Genomic DNA, 18,307 nt, shown 5'->3' with positions numbered 1-18,307 from the left:
AGTTCCTCAGTTGCCGGTCGAGTAGGTCTTGCCGCGACGATCTTCCACGATCTCGCCCTTGAAGATCCACACCTTCACACCGATGGTGCCGTAGGTGGTCTTCGCGGTGCTCGTCGCGTAGTCGATGTCGGCGCGCAGCGTGTGAAGGGGCACCCGGCCCTCCATGTACCCTTCCACGCGCGCGATCTCGGCGCCACCCAGGCGGCCGCCGGCCTTCACCTTGATCCCCAGCGCACCCATGCGCATGGCGCTCTGTACCGCCCGCTTCAGGGCGCGGCGGAACGAAATGCGCTGCGACAGCTGCGCGGCGATGTTGTCGGCGACCAGCTGCGCCTCCACCTCGGGGCGCTTGATCTCCTCGACGTTGATGCCGACTTCCTTCCCCGTCAGCTGCGCGAGTTCGTCACGCAGCTTGTCGACTTCCGCGCCCTTCTTGCCGATCACCACGCCCGGACGCCCCGTGTGGACGGTCACCACGACCTTCCCCGGCTTGCGCTCGATCGTCACGTCGGCAATCGCCGCGTTGTCCAGACGCGCCTTCAGGTACTTGCGCAGCAGCGCGTCTTCCTTCAACAGCGCCGGCATCTCCTTCTTGGCATACCACGTCGAACGCCAGTTCTTCGTGACGCCCAGGCGGAAGCCGATCGGATTGGTCTTTTGTCCCATTAGCGCACCGCCTCCGTCACGACGATCTCCACGTGGCTCGTCCGCTTCAGCATCGGCGTCGCACGGCCCATGGCCGCCGGCGTCCAACGCTTGAGCTTCGGCCCCTCGTTCACGATGGCCTTCGTGATCACCAGCGCGTCGACATCGAGCGACGTGTTGGCGGCACGGGCCGCTTGTTCCGCGTTCGCCACGGCACTGTTGAGCGTCTTCTCGATCTGCTCAGCCGCGTGCTTCTTCGAAAACTTCAGCAGCGCCAGCGCGTCGTTCACGCGCTGACCCCGGATCTGGTCGATCACCAGGCGCATCTTGTACGGCGACTGCCGCGTGGTGCGCTGGATGGCCCGCGCCTCGATGCCGGCCTTCATGGTCTTGGCCATGGCTTACTTGCCTCCCTTGCCGGACTTCTTCGCGTCCGTCTTCTGCCCCGCGTGACCGCGGAACAGACGCGTCGGCGAAAATTCGCCCAACTTGTGGCCCACCATGTTTTCCGTCACGTACACCGGGATGAACTTGTTCCCGTTGTGCACCGCGAACGTGTGCCCCACGAACTCCGGCAGAATCGTGCTCGCGCGCGACCAGGTCTTGACGACCTTCTTCTCGCTCTTGGCGTTCATCGCAACCACCTTCGCCTCCAGGCGCTCGCTGACGAACGGACCCTTCTTGATGCTTCTCGACATATCGGTTCTCGTCTCGCCTGGCGGTTACTGCGTGGCCCGGCCGCGCTTGCGGCCGCGCACGATGAGACGCGTCGACGCCTTCTTCTTGTTGCGCGTCTTGACGCCTTCCTTCTTGCCCCACGGGCTCACCACGTTCCGGCCGCCGCGCGTGCGGCCACCGTGCGGGTGGTCCACCGGGTTCATGACTTCACCACGCACCTTCGGGCGCTTGCCGAGCCAACGGCTCTTGCCCGCCTTGCCGTGCGACTGCAGCTCGTGTTCGGCGTTGCCCACTTCGCCGATCGTCGCCGCGCAGTTGCCGTGCACCAGGCGCATCTCCGTGGAAGCCAGGCGCAGCGTGACGTATTCCCCTTCCTTCGCCACGACCTGCGCGAAGGTGCCGGCCGAGCGCGCCATCTGGCCGCCCTTGCCGATCTTCAGCTCGATGTTGTGCACCGACGTGCCCAGCGGCACTTCCTTGAGCGGCATCGTGTTGCCCGTGCGCACGTCGCTGCCCGGACCCGACACCACCGTGTCGCCCTGCTTCAGCCCCTTCGGGTGCAGGATGTAGCGCTTCTCGCCATCCGCGTACTCGAGCAGCGCGATGCGCGCCGAGCGGTTCGGATCGTATTCGATGTGCGCGACCGTTGCCGGCACTCCGTGCTTGTCGCGCTTGAAATCGATGACACGATACATGCGCTTGTGGCCGCCACCGATGCGCCGCATCGAGATGTGGCCATGGTTGTCGCGCCCGCCCGACTTCTTGAGCGGCTCGACCAGCGACTTCTCGGGCGTGCTGCGCGTGATCTCGGCAAAATCGGAGACCGAGCGGAAGCGCGTGCCCTTCGTGACCGGCTTGAACTGACGGATACCCATTGGTCTCAGCCCTCGAAGATCGCGATGGTGTCGCCGTCACGCAGCTTCACGATCGCCTTCTTGGTGTGGGGGCGGCGACCGATCGACTGGCCGACGCGGCGCGCCTTCCCGCGCGCATTCGACGTCCACACGCCAGTGACCTTCACGCCGAACAGCTGCTCGACGGCCGCCTTGATGGCGTGCTTCGTGGCGCTCGGCGCCACTTCGAACGTGTACTCGCCGCGATCCTGGTACGCGGCCGAGGTGCGCTCCGTGACGATCGGGCGCACGATGGTACGATAGAGACTCATCGCTTAGCCCTCCGCGGAGTTGGTGGTGAGCGCGGCCGACTCGATCACGACCACATCCGACCAGAGAATGTGATACGTGCTGGCGTCGGAGTACGGCAGCACCATCACGCGACCGAGGTTGCGGGCGCTCAGGTACACGTTCGGCTTCACGCCCTCGGTGAGGAGCAGCACCTTCTTCTCGGCCACCCCGAGCGACGCCAGCAGCTGCGTCATGGCCTTGGTCTTCGGCGCGCTGAACGACAGCGCGTCGACGAGGAGCACGGCCTGCTCACGGGCGCGGGCGTTCAGCGCGCTCTTGCGCGCCAGCTGGCGCACCTGCTTCGGGACGATCTGCGTGTAGCTGCGCGGCTGCGGGCCGAACACCGTACCACCGCCCGGCCAGTTCGGCGCGCGCGTCGAGCCCTGACGGGCGCGACCGGTGCCCTTCTGCTTCCACGGCTTCTGGTTGCCGCCGGTGACTTCCCCGCGCGTCTTGGTCTTGGCCGTGCCCTGGCGCTGGTTGGCGAGGTACGCCTTCACCGCCTGGTGCATGACCGGCACGTTCACGATGCCGTCGAACGTGCCCTCGGGGAGCTGGCGCATGCCGCCCTGCTTCCCCTGCGCCGAGTACACCGGCGCTTCGAAGGTCTTGGTTTCCGTCGTCATGATCAGCCCTGCTTCCGCACGAAGACGATGCCGTTCGTCGGCCCCGCCACGCTGCCGCGCAGATAAATGAGGTTACGCTCGGCATCCACCTTCTCCACGCGGATGCTGATCGCCGTGTGCTGCTTGTTGCCGTACTGGCCGGGCATCTTCTTGCCCTTGATGACGCGCGACGGGTCGGTGCCCGCGCCGATGGAGCCGGGCTTGCGGTGCTTGGTGTTGCCGTGCGTGTTCGGACCGCCACCGAAACCGTGGCGCTTCACGACACCCTGGAACCCACGACCCTTCGACGTACCGGTGACCTTCACGCGCTCACCGGGCGTGAAGATGTCCACCTTGATCACGTCGCCCACGCTGTACGCGGGCACGTCGCCGTTGGCCGGCGCGTCGTCGAGGCGGAAGCTCTTGAGCACGGCCGGCGCGGCCTCGAGGCCGGCCTTCTTCGCGTGGCCAAGCTCCGCCTTCGTGGCGCGATCGCCCTTGGGCGTGCGCTCACCCTTCTTGTTGGGGCGCGCCGTCCGCTGCGCGCCATATCCGAGCTCCACGGCGGCGAAGCCCGCCGCCGACGCCGTCATGACCTTCGTGACGGGGTTGGGCGTGGCCTCCACCACGGTGCAGGGCACTTGCTGCCCCTGCTCGTTGAACAGCTGGGTCATCCCCAGCTTCTTGCCGATGATGCCGATCATGAATGAACTCACTCCGTACGAGTCGCGGTGATCCCCCATGGATCACCGTTGGACTGTGGATGGTGCCGCCCTGTGCAGCACCATCAGTACGCGTCGCCTCGCCCGCTGGCGGCCTGCCGCGACGTGAACTTCCGTTGTCCTGCGCCCAGCATCCTGCGTCCTGCGCCCTGCCGGTCGACTACTCGACCTTGATCTCGACGTCCACGCCCGCCGGCAGGTCGAGCTTCGTCAGCGCGTCCACCGTGCCAGCCCGCGAATCGAGGATGTCGATCACGCGCTTGTGCGTCTTCAGCTCGAACTGCTCACGCGACTTCTTGTCGACGTGCGGCGAACGGAGCACCGTCCAACGCTGCGTCTTGGTCGGGAGCGGGATCGGGCCCGATACCGACGCGCCGGTCTTCTCGGCCGTGCGGACGATGTCCGCCGAGGCCTGGTCGATCACGGCGTGGTCAAATGCCTTGAGGCGAATGCGAATGCGGCCAGCCATCTCTGTTCCTGGGAGCCTGTGCAGCAGGCGGTGAGGACCGGAGCCCTCACCGCCCACCACCAGTCGTGATTAGGCGAGGATCTTGGTAACGACGCCGGCGCCGACCGTGCGGCCACCCTCACGGATGGCGAAGCGCAGCTGCTCTTCCATGGCGATCGGGATGATGAGATCGATCGTCATCGTCACGTTGTCGCCCGGCATCACCATCTCCATCCCCTCGGGGAGCTCGATGTTGCCCGTCACGTCCGTCGTGCGGAAGTAGAACTGCGGGCGGTAGCCCTTGAAGAACGGCGTGTGGCGGCCACCCTCTTCCTTCGTGAGGACGTACACCTCGGCCGTGAACTTCGTGTGCGGCTTGATCGAGTTCGGCTTGGCGAGCACCATGCCGCGCTCGATGTCTTCCTTCGCGATGCCGCGCAGGAGGAGACCGACGTTGTCACCGGCCTGCCCTTCGTCGAGCAGCTTGCGGAACATTTCGACGCCCGTGACGGTCGTCTTCTTCTCGCTGTTGTAGCCGACCACCTGGACTTCTTCGCCCACCTTGATGATGCCGCGCTCGATACGACCCGTCGCCACCGTCCCGCGACCCGTGATCGAGAACACGTCTTCGACCGGGAGGAGGAACGGCTTGTCGACTTCGCGCACCGGCTCCGGGATGTAGCTGTCGAGCGCGTCGTACAGCTCCTGCATCTTGTCGATCCACTTCTGCTCACCCTGGATCGCCGGGTAGGCCGCGCCGCGGATCACCGGGGCATCGTCACCGTCGTAGTTGTACTTGGAGAGCAGCTCGCGCACTTCGAGCTCGACGAGGTCGAGGAGCTCTTCGTCTTCCACGAGGTCGCACTTGTTGAGGAACACCACGACCTTGGGCACGTTCACCTGGCGCGCCAGCAGGATGTGCTCACGCGTCTGCGGCATCGGGCCGTCCACCGCCGAGACCACCAGGATCGCGCCGTCCATCTGCGCGGCACCCGTGATCATGTTCTTCACGTAGTCGGCGTGCCCCGGGCAGTCGACGTGCGCGTAGTGACGGTTCGCCGTCTCGTACTCGACGTGCGACGTGGCGATCGTGAGGATCTTCGTGCTGTCACGACGACCCTGCGACTCCGACGCCTTGGCGACTTCGTCGTACGCGACGTACTTGGTGCCGTAGCCCTTGTCCGCCGAGATCTTCGTGAGCGCCGCGGTCGTGGTCGTCTTGCCGTGGTCGACGTGGCCGATCGTACCCACGTTCACGTGCGGCTTGTTCCGCTCGAACTTTGCCTTGCCCATGGTTCTGTCTGTGCTTGGGTAGTGAATGAGGGGTGAGGCTTACGCCTTCACCTTGCTGATGATCTCTTCGGCCTTCGACTTCGGCACTTCTTCGTAGTGCGAGAACTCCATCGAGTAGACCGCGCGCCCCTGCGACATGCTGCGCAGGCGCGTCGAGTAGCCGAACATCTCCGCCAGCGGCACCGTGGCCGAGATGACCTGCGCCTCACCACGCTGCGTCATGCCGCCGATCTTGCCGCGACGCGAGGAGAGGTCGCCGAGGACGTCGCCCATGTACGCTTCCGGGCTCACGACCTCGACCTTCATCACCGGCTCCAGCAGGCAGGGGCTGGCCTGACGGGCCGCCTCCTTGAACGCCATCGAGCCGGCAATCTTGAACGCCATTTCCGACGAGTCGACTTCGTGGTACGAGCCGAAGGTCAGCTGCACCTTGATGTCCACGACCGGGTAGCCGGCCAGCACACCGTTCTCCAGCGCCTCCTTGATGCCCGCTTCCACCGGGCCGATGTATTCGCGCGGAATGACACCGCCCACGATCTTGTCCTCGAACACGAAGCCCTGCCCCTGCTCGGACGGCTCCATGTTGATGACCACGTGGCCGAACTGACCCTTACCACCCGACTGACGGATGAACTTGCCTTCGATCTTCTCGACGCGCTTCTTGATCGTCTCGCGGTAGGCCACCTGCGGGCGCCCCACGTTCGCGTCGACCTTGAACTCGCGCATCATGCGATCGACGATGATCTCGAGGTGCAGCTCGCCCATGCCGGCGATGATCGTCTGCCCCGTCTCGGCGTCGGAACGCACGCGGAACGTCGGATCTTCTTCGGCCAGCTTCTGCAGCGCGATGGCCAGCTTGTCCTGGTCGGCCTTCGTCTTCGGCTCGATCGCCACGTCGATCACCGGGGCCGGGAACTTCATGGCCTCGAGGATGAGCGGGTTGTCTTCCGTGCAGAGCGTGTCACCGGTGCGCGTGTCCTTCAGACCGATCGCCGCGGCAATGTCGCCGGCACGCACCTCTTCGATTTCCTCACGCTTGTTGGCGTGCATCTGCAGCAGACGACCCACGCGCTCGCGCTTGTCCTTCGTGCTGTTGTACACGTAGCTGCCCGAATTGAGCACGCCCGAGTACACGCGGAAGAAGGTCAGCTTCCCTACGAACGGGTCGGTCGCGATCTTGAACGCCAACGCCGCGAACGGCGCCTCGTCCTTGATCGGCGCATCGATGAACGTCTCGTCATGATGCGGCAGGTGCCCCTGGATCGCCGGCACGTCGATCGGCGCCGGCAGATAGTCGATCACCGCGTCGAGCAGCGCCTGCACACCCTTGTTCTTGAACGACGCCCCACAGAGCACCGGCACGAACTCCATCGCGATCGTCGCCTGACGGATCGCGCGACGGATCTCGTCCATGGAGAGCTCCTCACCCGCGAGATACTTCTCCATCAGCGCTTCGTCATGCTCGACGGCCGCCTCGATGGCCTCGTGACGGGCCGCTTCGCACGCATCCCGGAACTCCGCCGGCACATCGACCACCGAGAACGTCTTCCCCATCGTCTCGTCGTGGAAGATGTACTGCTTGCGCTCGAGCACGTCGATGTGTCCCGTGAACGTCTCGCCCGAACCGACCGGCAGCTGCAGCGGAAACGCGCGCTTGCTCAGGCGGTCACGGATCATGGCGAGGCAGCGGTCGAAGTTCGCTCCCACGCGATCCATCTTGTTCGAGAAGATCATGCGCGGCACACGGTAGCGGTCGGCCTGACGCCACACCGTCTCCGTCTGCGGCTCCACACCCGCCACCGAGTCGAGCAGCGTCACCGCCCCGTCGAGCACGCGGAGCGAACGCTCCACCTCGACGGTGAAGTCCACGTGGCCCGGCGTGTCGATGATGTTGATGCGGAACTCGGGGCCGTTGCCCTTCTCGTGCGACTGGCCGTGACGCATCCAGAAACAGGTCGTCGCGGCCGACGTGATCGTGATGCCGCGCTCCTGCTCCTGCTCCATCCAGTCCATCGTGGCGGCGCCGTCGTGGACTTCACCGATCTTGTGCGACTTCCCCGTGTAATAGAGGATGCGCTCGGTGGTCGTCGTCTTGCCGGCATCGATGTGCGCCATGATGCCGATGTTGCGGTAATGCTCGAGCGGGGTCGTACGCGGCATAGTTCTCGGGCAGCGCCGCAGAGCGACGCAGTGAGTGTACAAAGTGAACCAGCAAAAAAACGGCTGGACCAGACCTCCCAGTGGGGAGCGGTATCCATCCGCTGTCGCCGGGTACGCTCGCCGCTGCTGCGCGAGTGGGGACCCTGGCGCGCCACATCCAGAGAACTGCTGACTCCAGACACGACGTTGAGTTGGCCATCCGGGAGGCGACACCGGGCCACGGGATCGAACCAGCCTGACCCATGCCTTCGGTGCCGTTTTCCGACAGACCCATAACATGAACGGCTCGGTCCTGTAAGTCAACCCGGACCGAGCCGCCAAAATTGTTGTCCCGCGAACGCTTACGACCTCGCCGCCGCCTCGACTCGGCGGACGAACCCGCGCCCCGCCGGCGAGCCGCTCAGCGAGCCGCTCAGCGAACCCGGCGACGGCGACGGACCACGCCCGCGACCCCCGCCAGCCCCACCGCCATCAGCGAGAGCGACGCCGGCTCCGGCACCGCCACCGCGACATTGTCGATGAAGAACGTCCGGTACGGCGTGGGACTGGCGATTCCGTAGCCGATCTGCTCGCTCACGGTATCGTACGGATCGACGAAAGCGCCGGTGCTGTACGTCGCCGCGAACCGGATCTCGTCGATCAGCCCCGCCATACCGAAGGCCTGCGTCATGCCGCCGGTCCCCAGGAAGCTGAAATCACGGAACCACACCTGCGTGCCACTCCGCCACCCGGTGATGTTCAGATTGGCCACGTTGCCCCAGCCGGCGCCCACCAGCATCGACTCGAGGGTAAACGACGTCGACCGCTGAATCGAGGCCGTGCCGGACCCCACCGCCACCACATTCGTGGCGTTCGGATCGTAGGCCGCATACTGCTGCTGATACCCCGTCAGCGACTCGGCCGCCGAAACGCCCTGGTAGAAGCCCGTCGCCGAACTGCGACCACCCACGAAGCAGCGCCCCTGCGTGCTCTGCCCCCCGGAAAAGAGGTAGTCGCGGAGGTCGAGCGCCGAAAAACCGGTCCACGTCGACCCGGCGTAGTTCGGTCCGATGGCCTGCCCCCCCCACTGGCAGAGGTGGGAGTTCCACTGCGTCGGGAAGTTCGGGTTGGTCGGGCTGTTGTACGCCAGATCCGTGAAGGTCTGCGCGGCGCCAACAGACGCCGTACTGCCAACCAGGGCCACGGTCAGGGCGGCGCGAGTGACGAAGGGAAGCATTGTCGTTTCCGGGAAGTGGTGATTCCTGCTCCTGACACATCCAGCAGCACGTGCCGTGCCAACGGCTCGCCCCGCCGCCGGGACCGGAATAGCCGGAACGGGCCGCAAGAGCCCGTATTCGGATGCAGAAATCATGTGCTGTGGCGCATGACACCGACATTATGCAACAGGGTGCTGCATTCATGCAACAGGCACGGACCCCTCACCACCACCCAGATGGTGGCACGTGCGCTACAACACCATCGACACCGTAGGCGACTCCACATCGTCCACCAGAGAGCTGGCCAGAATCTCCGCGATCCGCATGGAGGCGCGCCCGTCGCCGAACGGGTTGGGGACGGTCACCATGCGTTCGTAAACCACGGGGTCGCACAGGATGGCCAGCGCTTCCTTCACGATCAGGTCGGGATCCGTGCCCACAAGAATGCCCGCCCCCACCTGCACCACCTCCGGCCGCTCGGTGCGGTCCCGGAGGATGAGGATGGGGCGACCCACACTCGGCGCTTCCTCCTGCAGACCACCACTGTCGGAGAGAATGAGCGTACTGGCGTGCAGCACCTTGAGCAGGTCGGGGTAGCTCAGCGGCTCCAGCAGGTGCACGCGCTCCACCCCCCCGAGTTCCCGCTCGAAGAGACCACGCACGTTGGGATTCGGGTGCAGCGGCAGTACCACCTGCAGGTCGGCCACCGCCGCCACCAGACGCTTCACCGCGCGTGCGATGCCACGCATCGATTCGCCCTGGTTCTCGCGCCGGTGCGCCGTGACCAGCACCAGACGCCCCGGGGGAACCCGATCGAGCGCCCCGTTCTCGAACGCGCACGACAGGTCCATCTGCCGAACCGCGTCCACGATCGTATTGCCCGTCACGAAGATGCGGTGCATCGGCACCCCCTCCCGCAGCAGGTTGTCACGGCTCTCCGGCGTCGGCGCGAAGTGCCATTGGGCCGCCACCCCCACCACGCGCCGGTGGAACTCCTCGGGGAATGGTTCCTGGAAGTTGAAGGAACGCAAGCCGGCTTCCACATGCCCGACGGGAATCGCGCGCCAGGTGGCCGCCATCGCGCCCGCACAGGCGCTGCTGGTATCGCCCTGCACCAGCACCGCGTGGGGTGGGCGCTGCGCAAAGAGCTCGTCGAGCACGGTGATGCACCGCGCCACGAAACCACTGGGCGATTGATCGTGGGTCATCAGCCCCAGTTCGATGTCGGGAGTCAGCCCCACATCATGGAAGGCGCGGGCCAGCAGGTCGCGATGCTGTCCGGTACTCACCACCGTACACGCGACGCGGCTCTCGGCGGTGCGCAGGGCCCGCACCACCGGCGCCATCTTGATGACCTCCGGACGGGTACCGACCACCACCGCCACCGCCGGTGCCCCCGGCACCACCGGCGCGCCGCGCAGCGGCGTCAACCAACGGGTATGGCTCATGCGCGGGTATTCCCCACGACCGTCTCCACATCATCACGCGAGACGGCTCCCTGTTTCACCAGAATGGCGCCCAGCTGGCCCCCCTTCTCGCGCTGTTCCTTGAGGGCGAGCACCAGCTGCTGCGTGGTGAGCTTCTTCTCCTCGATCAGCCGTTCACCCAGACGCATCTGGGCCCCCACCTGGGGCGGCAACGAATGCTCGGTCTTGTCCCAACTCATGGGAATGCCGGCACGACGTGACGCGAAATACTGGTTCGCGGCGCGAAAGGTGGCCACCATGTTCACGAGGTTGGAGAACGGCGTCCGGAAGATCGCGAGCAGCGCCTGACCGAAGCCGTACAGCTTGCCGGTACTGATGGCGCGCTGCAGCAGGCGATTGATCATGAAGAACAGGCCAATCCAGAAGAGCCACACGAACCAGGGCTCCTCGAGCACGGCCGGAAGCGAGCGATCGTAGAAGACGCGCACCCACTCGTACATCACGAAGTAGAGCAGCAACAGATACCCCGCGAGCACCACGAGGTAGCCCAACGGGCCGCGGCGGTCGTGCGCCAGCAGCCAGGCCAGCCCCTTCGGCCACCCCCAGTGCTCCCATCCCTGAAACACGATGCCCGCCATCCAGCGCGTGCGCTGACGCACCGCCGTACGGAACGTCTGCGGGAACGGCGCCCAGGTGGCGACCAGTTCCTCGCTGTTGCGGTCATTCTCGTCGAGCTGGACGTACTGGTGCAGGTACCGCGTCGGACGCCCCTGCACGGTGAGGCCGAGTCCCAGGTCGTAATCCTCGGTGAGCGAGTTGGTGGCGAAGGGCGTCCCGTTGCGCTCTTCCATCAGCTGGTCGATGACCGAACGCCGCACGCACGTTGCCACGCCCGCCGAGGGCACGAACCCCCAGATCTTCTCGCGCACGAACATGTTCTTCGTGTACTGCTCGGCGAATTCGTCGATGTACGTGCCGGCCACGAAGTCGTACCAGAACGGCGGCGTGCTGAGCACCGGCAGCTGCACGAAGTCCACGTTGTCGCCGCGGAAGTACCAGTTCAGCAACCGCAGCTCCTGCGGATGCACGAGGTCCTCGACGTCGTGGAAGACGATGAGGTCGTAGCGCAGCCCGGCGCGCTGCTCGTGCTCCACGATGGCCTGGAGCACCGTGTTCACGCAGTCGGCCTTGGACGTGGGGCCGTCGTGGTCGGTGGTCACCTTGCGCACGTTCGGATACACGGCGCGCACCTTGTCCACCTCGCGCCGCGTGTCCGGATCGTTCCGGTAGGTGCCGATCCAGTAGTCGTACCGCTGGTAGTCGAGGCGCGGCAGGTTGTAGAGCAGCATGCGCGCAATCACGTCTTCTTCCTTCCACGCCGGCGTGACGATGGCGATGCGCCACTCGCTCACCTCCTGCAGCTCGCGCAGGGTCACGACCGGGCGCTTCCACCAACCGAAGATCGCCCCGAGCCAGAAGGTGACGTCGAAGAGCAGGTCGTCGATGGCAAAGACGAGGTACAGCGCGGCAATGACGACCACGCCCATCTCGAGTGACGTCATGGCCGGTCCTCCGCCCGCACGGGCTTGAGCGCACGCCACCCCCACACGGCGGTGACGCGCCAATCCTGGTACTGTCGGTCAACGCCCCGCGGCGGCACCGGCAGGAAGCGCCCCTGGATGCCTTCACCGAAGAGCACGAAGTTCGGGCCGATCCGTACCGCCACACCGCCACCGATTTCGGCGGCGCGATTGAAGAAGTCGCCACGGCTGTCGTAACCCAGCCACCCGCGCCCGAAGAGGTCGAGGGCCAGCTTGCCGGGCGTGCCCACGCGAATGCCTTCACGGAGCTGCGCATATCCGATGACGTTCCGGTCGAACCGCTCGTACCAGCTCACGTCGGCCACGACATCGGTGAGCAGCGTCCACGGTGCCGTCGGGGTGAGCCGCCGGTCGTCCTGGGCAATGAGATATGCACCGGTCCGCACATCCCGCCGCCACGCCACCGAGTCGTCGGGAAGCAACGAGTAGGCGCCGCCAGCTTCCGCGTACAACCACACGGGGCCGTGCCACGGGCGGAGACGCACACCACCGGCCGCAATGGCGGCGTTGTCGGAGAGGACGCGCGACTGCGCGCCACTCGACCGCGAATCGCGGGTGACGCGCAGCGACGTGTAGGCGGCCGGCGCCCAGGCACTGCCGCTCTCGATTCCCTGTCTGATGAAGCCGAAGCCGATGGTATTCTCGAAGCGCGACTGGTAGAACGGGGCGAGGTAGCCTTCCGAGAAGAGCACCGTCCCCACGTTGCCCTTGATGCGCAGCGCACGGCGCGCGGGGTTGGCCACCCCGGTGTCGCGGCTGGCGGCGGCAGCCCGGAACGCCGTCATGGCATCACGGTTGCGCGCAGCCCCGTCGTAGAGGTAGGCGAGGGCAAGGCGATCGCGGTCCACGAAGCCCGACGGCGTCGTGGCGATGCTCTCCAGGGCGGCAATGGCCTCGTTGGTGCGGCGCAGGTCGATCAGGACGTAGCCCAGCTGCCGTCGCACGTCGGCGTTCTGTGGTGCGCGCCCTGCCCCCAGCGCGAACCAGCGCGCCGCCGACGCCTTGTTGCCCCCGGCGAGGTCGAGATAGCCCAACTCGATGTACGGGGTTGGCGCCGCGCTGTCGGCATCGATGGCGCGCTGGAAGTACGCGCGGGCCGCCGCGGTGTCGCCCCGCTCCTTGGCCGCGTACGCCACATTCATGGCACTGGCATGCCGCTCGGTATTCTGCGCACGCGCGGCCGCCGGGAGCAGCAGGCCAACCGTCAGCACGAAAAGCGCACGGCGGGGCGGCGGCCACAGACGGCGCAGCGGATTGCGAAGGATGAGCAGCACGGTGACGGGTGAGGGAAGCGGTGGCCGGCCTCGGGCACCACGCACGTCCTGGTGGCGCCCCCGAGAGCAACCGCTGGCGAAGTGAAGCTTACCGGGGGTGTGACTCTCGCGATAGACGCCGTGACGGGGCCCCCGGTCACCGGTGTGCCAGCGCAGTACCGGATGCACAACGCCACCCGTGGCGAGGCCCGGGTGGCGTGTGATCGAGACCGCTCGACGGAAAACGGCGCGGCGCCGCCGGCACGCCCCGCGCTAGAGGGCCCGCACCGCGTGCACCTTGATGACGGCATCCTCTGCGTAGATGCCGATGCGCCCCTGACGATAGGGCTTTTCGGCGTCGCGGGTACGCACGATTTCCCGCCCGTCCACGAACACGGCGATGCGGTCGTCATCCTGCACGACGGTCACATCGTGCACCCGGCCAATGGGAAACCGCTCCGTCGTGCCCGAGGCGAGGAAGCGCTGGCCCCCCGGGTAAGCCGGATCCCGCTTGCCCAGCTCCCACCCGTTGGGCTTGGGGATGAAGTAGTAGAAGCGGGTGTCGTCTTCGTACTGCCAGATCACCCAGGCGACCTCCCAGGGGTTGGGTGCGCCCTCACGCAGCTGCGCCGTGGTTTCCACGCGGGCGTGCAGCAGCAGATGCCTGGCGTAGGCAGGGCCCAGCACCAGCGGGGCGTGCGTATGCCAGTCCTTGGCGGCGACCTTGGGGCCCATGGCCAGCGCCCCCTGATCACCAGTGCCGGTCACGGTTACGCAGCCGTAGCCGTCGAAGCGCACCGTCCACGCACCGAAGTCTTCCCCCTGAGCCAGGCAATCCGGACGCAGGCGGGGAAAGGCGACCTTGGGCAACCGGTTGACGGTGCGCAGCAGCTGCACGCGGCTCGCGGCATCCGAGCGCACGGAGGTGGCGAGAATGGCGTTGGCGGTCGTGGCCGCCCCCGCGCCCGGTCCGAGTTCCAGCGATGCCGCAGCGGGCCGACAGGAGGCGAGCAGCATCAGGGCACCGCTGGTGGCAGTCACGCCCATGCGCCGTCTGCCTCGACTCGTTACCAGCCGCCACGTTGTACGCATCGCCTGCGCGCCTCCTGATGGTCGTTCGGTAGCCCAGCCGGCAATGCACCTGCGGTGCATGGAAGCCCTGTAGCTTTGCGTCCCCGACTTTCGCCGGGTTTGCCGTTTCGCGAGCCCCTCGAGGGGGTGCCGCGTGCTCTCAGGAAAGTGACGCGAGCGCGTCGGGGGCGCAACGCCGCAGGCCGCCGCCGAAACGATCCGTCCCACGCCGTGACGAGTGCCGGGAATGAAACGCTGCCGCCGGTGGAATGTGCACCGAGGGCGTTACGGTGGTGCCGAGGATGTGACACGGCCCTTCGGCCCGTCCCCCCACGCAAACGCCCCGGATGCGTGCGCATCCGGGGCGTTGAGACCGGTTGACCGGCCGGCGTGTGGTCGCAGTGCGCGACCGCTTACCAGCGATAGTGGGCGAACGCCTTGTTGGCTTCGGCCATGCGGTGCGTGTCTTCCTTCTTCTTCACGGCGTTGCCTTCGCCGCGCGCGGCAGCCAGCACTTCGGCCGCCAGCTTCTCCGGCATGCTCTTCTCGTTGCGATCGCGCGAATACGAGATGAGCCAGCGCATGGCGAGCGCAGTCCGCCGGTCCTGACGGACTTCGACCGGCACCTGATAGGTGGCACCACCGACGCGGCGGCTCTTCACCTCGACCACCGGCTTGAGGTTGTTCAGCGCCTGCTTGAACACCCCGACCCCCGGCTGGCTGGTCTTCGCCTCGACGATGTCCATGGCCGAATAGAAGATGCCTTCGGCAGTGCTCTTCTTGCCCTGGATCATCAGGTTGTTGATGAACTTCGAAACGGTCTGGCTGTCGTAGCGTGCATCCGGCAGCACGGTACGCTTCACGGCACTCTTGCGACGGCTCACTTCTTCTTACCTCCGGCGGCGGCAGCCGCCGCACCCTTCTTGGGACGCTTGGTGCCGTACTTGGAGCGGCTCTGGTTACGGCCGTTGACGCCCGATGCGTCGAGCGTACCACGCACGATGTGGTACCGCACACCCGGCAGGTCCTTCACACGACCGCCGCGCACGAGCACGATGGAGTGCTCCTGAAGGTTGTGGCCTTCGCCGGGGATGTAGGCCGTGACTTCGAGCTGGTTCGTGAGACGAACACGCGCAACCTTGCGCAGCGCCGAGTTGGGCTTCTTGGGCGTCGTGGTGTAGACGCGGGTGCACACGCCACGCTTGAACGGATTACTCTTGAGCGCGGGCGCCTTGGACTTCTCCACCACGTCCTTTCGGGCGCGGCGGACCAGCTGGTTGATCGTAGGCATCAGATGTTAGTGGCCCGACGGCTGGTCGGCCGACGGGGAGTTCGTACTCCGACTTCTACGTGGATCGTTGCCCGAGGTGCAGCTACGGACGACGGCACGGAACGGAATCTTGAGCTTAAGCTGGCAGGGGCAGTGGAGCAAGTGGCGACGGCGGCGATTCGGCGCATCACGTCCACGCCCTTCGGTGTGCAACTTGCCGTGGCGGCCAGTACGGTACCTGTTCGAGATCACCACGATCACCCCAAATGCCGACCCATGGAACGGACGATGCGCACGGTCGCCCTGTCGACCGGCCCCCTTGCCTACGTGGAGCAGGGGGCGGGCCCCCCGCTCGTGCTGCTGCACGCCAACCCCGGCGACCGCCGCGACTATGACGCGGTGATCCCGACGCTGGCCGAGCGGTTCCGCGTGATGGCGCTGGATTGGCCGGGGTATGGGGAGTCGATGGCGCCGGCAGACGTGGAGGCGGTCTCCATCCCGTGGCTGGTGGAGGTGCTCCGGGAGTTCCTCGATGCGCTGGCGCTCTCGTCCGTGATTCTCGTGGGCAACTCCATCGGTGGCACCGTCGCGGCGCGACTCGCGCTCGCGTCCCCCGAACGGGTGCAGGCGCTGGTGCTCGTGGCGCCTGGCGGGTTCACGCCGCACACGTGGCTGACGCGGCGTTTCTGCGCGTGGCAGGGGAGTCGCTGGTCGTTACCCCCGGCGCTCTTCGCGCGCCTGTATCTGCATCGTCGTACCCCTACCGTGCGGGCGATGCTGGACCGGGCCGCCACCATCCAGTCGACGCCCACGCGCCGCGCGCTCAACCGCGCCCTCTGGCGGCGCTTCGTGCTCCCCGAGAGCGACCTGCGCGAGGCGGCGCGTGCATGCTCGACCCCGACGCTGCTGCTCTTCGGCACGCGCGATCCAACGATTCCGGCCGCGCGCGACGGCGCCGTCGCGGCGCGCACGGTTCCCGGAGCCAGGTTTGTGGCGCTCCCCTGCGGCCATGCGCCGTTCGCCGAACTGCCGGACCGGTTCCTCGCGGAGGTGGAGGCATTTCTCTCCCTTGGCGTGGAGGGGATAGCATCCATGGACGGTCCATCACGCGTGGCAACAGCCCCAACGCCCCCACCCCACTCTCCCGTGGACCACCCACGGCCCTGAGGTACGCCGCCGCGTATCGCCATCGCGATTCGTGCGGTACACTTACCGACAGATCTGGACTCCATTACTGAGCTGAGTCGGATGAACCGACGGCCACCATCCCCCCCCGCGCCGCTTGCACCCGACATGACGGACAGGACTGCCGCCCTCACCACTCGCTGGCCGGCATCCCGGACGGTGGTTCTGCTCTGTTTCGCGGCGGTCTTCATCTCCTACCTCGACCGCAGCAACCTGTCGGTGGCGGCCATCCCCATGCAGCAGGAGTTGGGATGGACCGAGTCGGTGAAGGGGCTGGTGTTGTCATCGTTCTTCGTCGGCTACCTGCTGCTGCAGGTCGGGAGCGGCTGGCTCACCAACCGGTACGGCGGACGGCGCGTGCTGGGAGCGGCGGTGCTCTGGTGGTCGCTCTTCACCCTGCTGACCCCGCTGGCGGCGCGCTATTCGCTCCCCGCGCTGCTGGCCGCGCGCATTGCCTTGGGCATCGGCGAGGCCGCGGTGTTTCCGGGTTCCTTCAACATGCTGGCGCGGTGGGTTCGCCTCGAGCATCGGACCCGCGCCGTGGCGCTCGTCAGCAGCGGCGTGGCCATGGGAACGGTCATTGCACTCCCGGTAACCGGGTGGATCATCCGGGACTTCGGATGGCCCATGGCGTTCTATGCCTTCGGCGCGCTCGGCTTTCTGTGGGCCATGGGGTGGTACCCGCTCGTCCGCGAGGGGCGCGACCCGGCCATGACGGACCCCGCCGACGCGGCCCCCCGTACCGTTCCCTGGGGGCGCCTCCTGCGCGCCCCGGCCGTGTGGGCCATCATCATCAATCACTTCTGCCACAACTGGTCGCTGTACGTGCTGCTGGCGTGGCTGCCGTCGTACTTCAAGTCCACGTTCGATGTGTCGCTGGCCAGCGCCGGACTGCTGTCGGCGGCACCCTGGCTCTGCTCGTTCGCGATGGCCAATGCGGCCGGGGCGTGGGCCGACCGCATGCTCACCGCCGGGATGTCCGCCACTCGCGTGCGCCGGCGCCTCCAGTGCCTTGGTTTGCTCGGCGGTGCCACCTTCCTGTCGCTCATTCCGCTGGCTCCATCGGCGGCGATCGCCACGGTGCTCATGTGCGGCGCCGCGGGGGCGTTGGCCTGCTGCATGGCGGGGTTCGGTGCCAATGGCCTGGACATCGCCCCGCGCTACGCCGACGTGATCTGGGGGATCAGCAACACGGCGGGGACGATCCCCGGAATCGTCGGCGTGTATGTCACCGGATGGCTGGTGGAGCAGACCGGTGCCTATACGGCCCCCTTCCTCGTCACGGCGGCCATCTCGGTGGTGGGGGCCGTGGTCTACGTCCTCATGGGATCCGGCGAGCGGCAGTTCGACTGACCGGACCCGCCGCACCAGCGGCTGTACGGATGTCGAGGGATCGTTCACGGCGGCGAACATCCGCAGCATCGGCGGTCAGCCAGCCATTTCCCTCGACTCCCTGTCGTCGTTGCTCCGCAATGGCCAGGGCTACGTGAACGTCCATTCGTCGCAGTTCCCGGCGGGCGAGATTCGCGGGCAGCTCGGCCCCCCGCCCACCTGAGGACGCGCGGGGTT

Annotated in this window: 19 protein-coding genes and 1 riboswitch; of the genes, 2 read left to right on the top strand and 17 right to left on the bottom strand. The window is 66.7% G+C overall.

Annotated features, from left to right (window positions below):
* Positions 1 to 6: 6 nt before the first annotated feature.
* The 17 genes from rpsC to rpsL all read right to left on the bottom strand — a co-directional run bounded on the left by rpsC (position 7) and on the right by rpsL (position 15,574).
* Positions 7 to 666, bottom strand: a complete 660-nt coding sequence (gene rpsC, locus LW840_RS16180; RefSeq protein ID WP_291263162.1) for a 30S ribosomal protein S3 — start codon at positions 664 to 666, stop codon at positions 7 to 9.
* Complete coding sequence (rplV, locus tag LW840_RS16175) at positions 666 to 1,019, bottom strand: 50S ribosomal protein L22 (RefSeq protein WP_291164293.1); 354 nt, start codon at positions 1,017 to 1,019, stop codon at positions 666 to 668. Before rplV ends, rpsC begins: the two co-directional genes overlap by 1 nt.
* 27 nt (positions 1,020 to 1,046) lie before the next feature.
* Positions 1,047 to 1,343, bottom strand: a complete 297-nt coding sequence (gene rpsS / locus LW840_RS16170) for a 30S ribosomal protein S19 (protein ID WP_291263163.1) — start codon at positions 1,341 to 1,343, stop codon at positions 1,047 to 1,049.
* A gap of 24 nt (positions 1,344 to 1,367) precedes the next feature.
* The gene (gene rplB / locus LW840_RS16165) at positions 1,368 to 2,198 is read right to left on the bottom strand and encodes a 50S ribosomal protein L2 (protein WP_291263164.1); all 831 of its coding nucleotides are present in this window, start codon (positions 2,196 to 2,198) and stop codon (positions 1,368 to 1,370) included.
* A 5-nt stretch (positions 2,199 to 2,203) separates the two neighbouring features.
* Entirely contained in the window at positions 2,204 to 2,488 is a 285-nt protein-coding gene (locus tag LW840_RS16160) for a 50S ribosomal protein L23 (protein WP_291263165.1), read from the bottom strand.
* Between the two features lie 3 nt (positions 2,489 to 2,491).
* On the bottom strand, positions 2,492 to 3,133 hold the full coding sequence (rplD, locus tag LW840_RS16155; protein ID WP_291263166.1) for a 50S ribosomal protein L4: 642 nt from the start codon (positions 3,131 to 3,133) through the stop codon (positions 2,492 to 2,494).
* Between the two features lie 2 nt (positions 3,134 to 3,135).
* Entirely contained in the window at positions 3,136 to 3,816 is a 681-nt protein-coding gene (gene rplC / locus LW840_RS16150) for a 50S ribosomal protein L3 (RefSeq protein ID WP_291263167.1), read from the bottom strand.
* A 178-nt stretch (positions 3,817 to 3,994) separates the two neighbouring features.
* The gene (rpsJ, locus tag LW840_RS16145) at positions 3,995 to 4,303 is read right to left on the bottom strand and encodes a 30S ribosomal protein S10 (protein WP_012682361.1); all 309 of its coding nucleotides are present in this window, start codon (positions 4,301 to 4,303) and stop codon (positions 3,995 to 3,997) included.
* 69 nt (positions 4,304 to 4,372) lie between these two features.
* Positions 4,373 to 5,575, bottom strand: a complete 1,203-nt coding sequence (gene tuf, locus LW840_RS16140; protein ID WP_291263168.1) for an elongation factor Tu — start codon at positions 5,573 to 5,575, stop codon at positions 4,373 to 4,375.
* Between the two features lie 39 nt (positions 5,576 to 5,614).
* Positions 5,615 to 7,735, bottom strand: coding sequence for an elongation factor G (gene fusA, locus LW840_RS16135; protein ID WP_291266635.1), 2,121 nt, complete (start codon positions 7,733 to 7,735; stop codon positions 5,615 to 5,617).
* A 412-nt stretch (positions 7,736 to 8,147) separates the two neighbouring features.
* Positions 8,148 to 8,951, bottom strand: a complete 804-nt coding sequence (locus LW840_RS16130; RefSeq protein WP_291269485.1) for a PEP-CTERM sorting domain-containing protein — start codon at positions 8,949 to 8,951, stop codon at positions 8,148 to 8,150.
* A gap of 231 nt (positions 8,952 to 9,182) precedes the next feature.
* A complete protein-coding gene (gene wecB, locus LW840_RS16125; protein WP_291266633.1) occupies positions 9,183 to 10,379 on the bottom strand; it encodes a UDP-N-acetylglucosamine 2-epimerase (non-hydrolyzing) in 1,197 nt (398 codons plus the stop codon).
* Entirely contained in the window at positions 10,376 to 11,920 is a 1,545-nt protein-coding gene (locus LW840_RS16120) for a glycosyltransferase (protein WP_291266632.1), read from the bottom strand. Before LW840_RS16120 ends, wecB begins: the two co-directional genes overlap by 4 nt.
* Positions 11,917 to 13,233, bottom strand: a complete 1,317-nt coding sequence (locus LW840_RS16115) for a hypothetical protein (RefSeq protein ID WP_291266631.1) — start codon at positions 13,231 to 13,233, stop codon at positions 11,917 to 11,919. Before LW840_RS16115 ends, LW840_RS16120 begins: the two co-directional genes overlap by 4 nt.
* Before the next feature lie 252 nt (positions 13,234 to 13,485).
* Positions 13,486 to 14,253, bottom strand: a complete 768-nt coding sequence (locus LW840_RS16110) for a hypothetical protein (RefSeq protein WP_291277370.1) — start codon at positions 14,251 to 14,253, stop codon at positions 13,486 to 13,488.
* A gap of 75 nt (positions 14,254 to 14,328) precedes the next feature.
* Positions 14,329 to 14,418: riboswitch (cyclic di-GMP riboswitch) on the bottom strand.
* 278 nt (positions 14,419 to 14,696) lie between these two features.
* Complete coding sequence (rpsG, locus tag LW840_RS16105; RefSeq protein ID WP_291263175.1) at positions 14,697 to 15,167, bottom strand: 30S ribosomal protein S7; 471 nt, start codon at positions 15,165 to 15,167, stop codon at positions 14,697 to 14,699.
* Entirely contained in the window at positions 15,164 to 15,574 is a 411-nt protein-coding gene (rpsL, locus tag LW840_RS16100) for a 30S ribosomal protein S12 (RefSeq protein WP_291263176.1), read from the bottom strand. Before rpsL ends, rpsG begins: the two co-directional genes overlap by 4 nt.
* A gap of 255 nt (positions 15,575 to 15,829) precedes the next feature.
* Here rpsL and LW840_RS16095 point away from each other — a divergent pair, with 255 nt between their 5' ends.
* Entirely contained in the window at positions 15,830 to 16,720 is an 891-nt protein-coding gene (locus LW840_RS16095; RefSeq protein ID WP_291266629.1) for an alpha/beta fold hydrolase, read from the top strand.
* Between the two features lie 177 nt (positions 16,721 to 16,897).
* Complete coding sequence (locus LW840_RS16090; RefSeq protein ID WP_291266628.1) at positions 16,898 to 18,091, top strand: ACS family MFS transporter; 1,194 nt, start codon at positions 16,898 to 16,900, stop codon at positions 18,089 to 18,091.
* The last annotated feature ends 216 nt before the right edge of the window (positions 18,092 to 18,307 follow it).

Origin of the sequence: Gemmatimonas sp., from assembly GCF_021298855.1 — a bacterium.
Lineage (GTDB): Bacteria > Gemmatimonadota > Gemmatimonadetes > Gemmatimonadales > Gemmatimonadaceae > Gemmatimonas.
The sequence above is the reverse complement of the archived record's forward strand: the minus strand, read 5'-3'. Positions and strand labels throughout refer to the sequence as shown.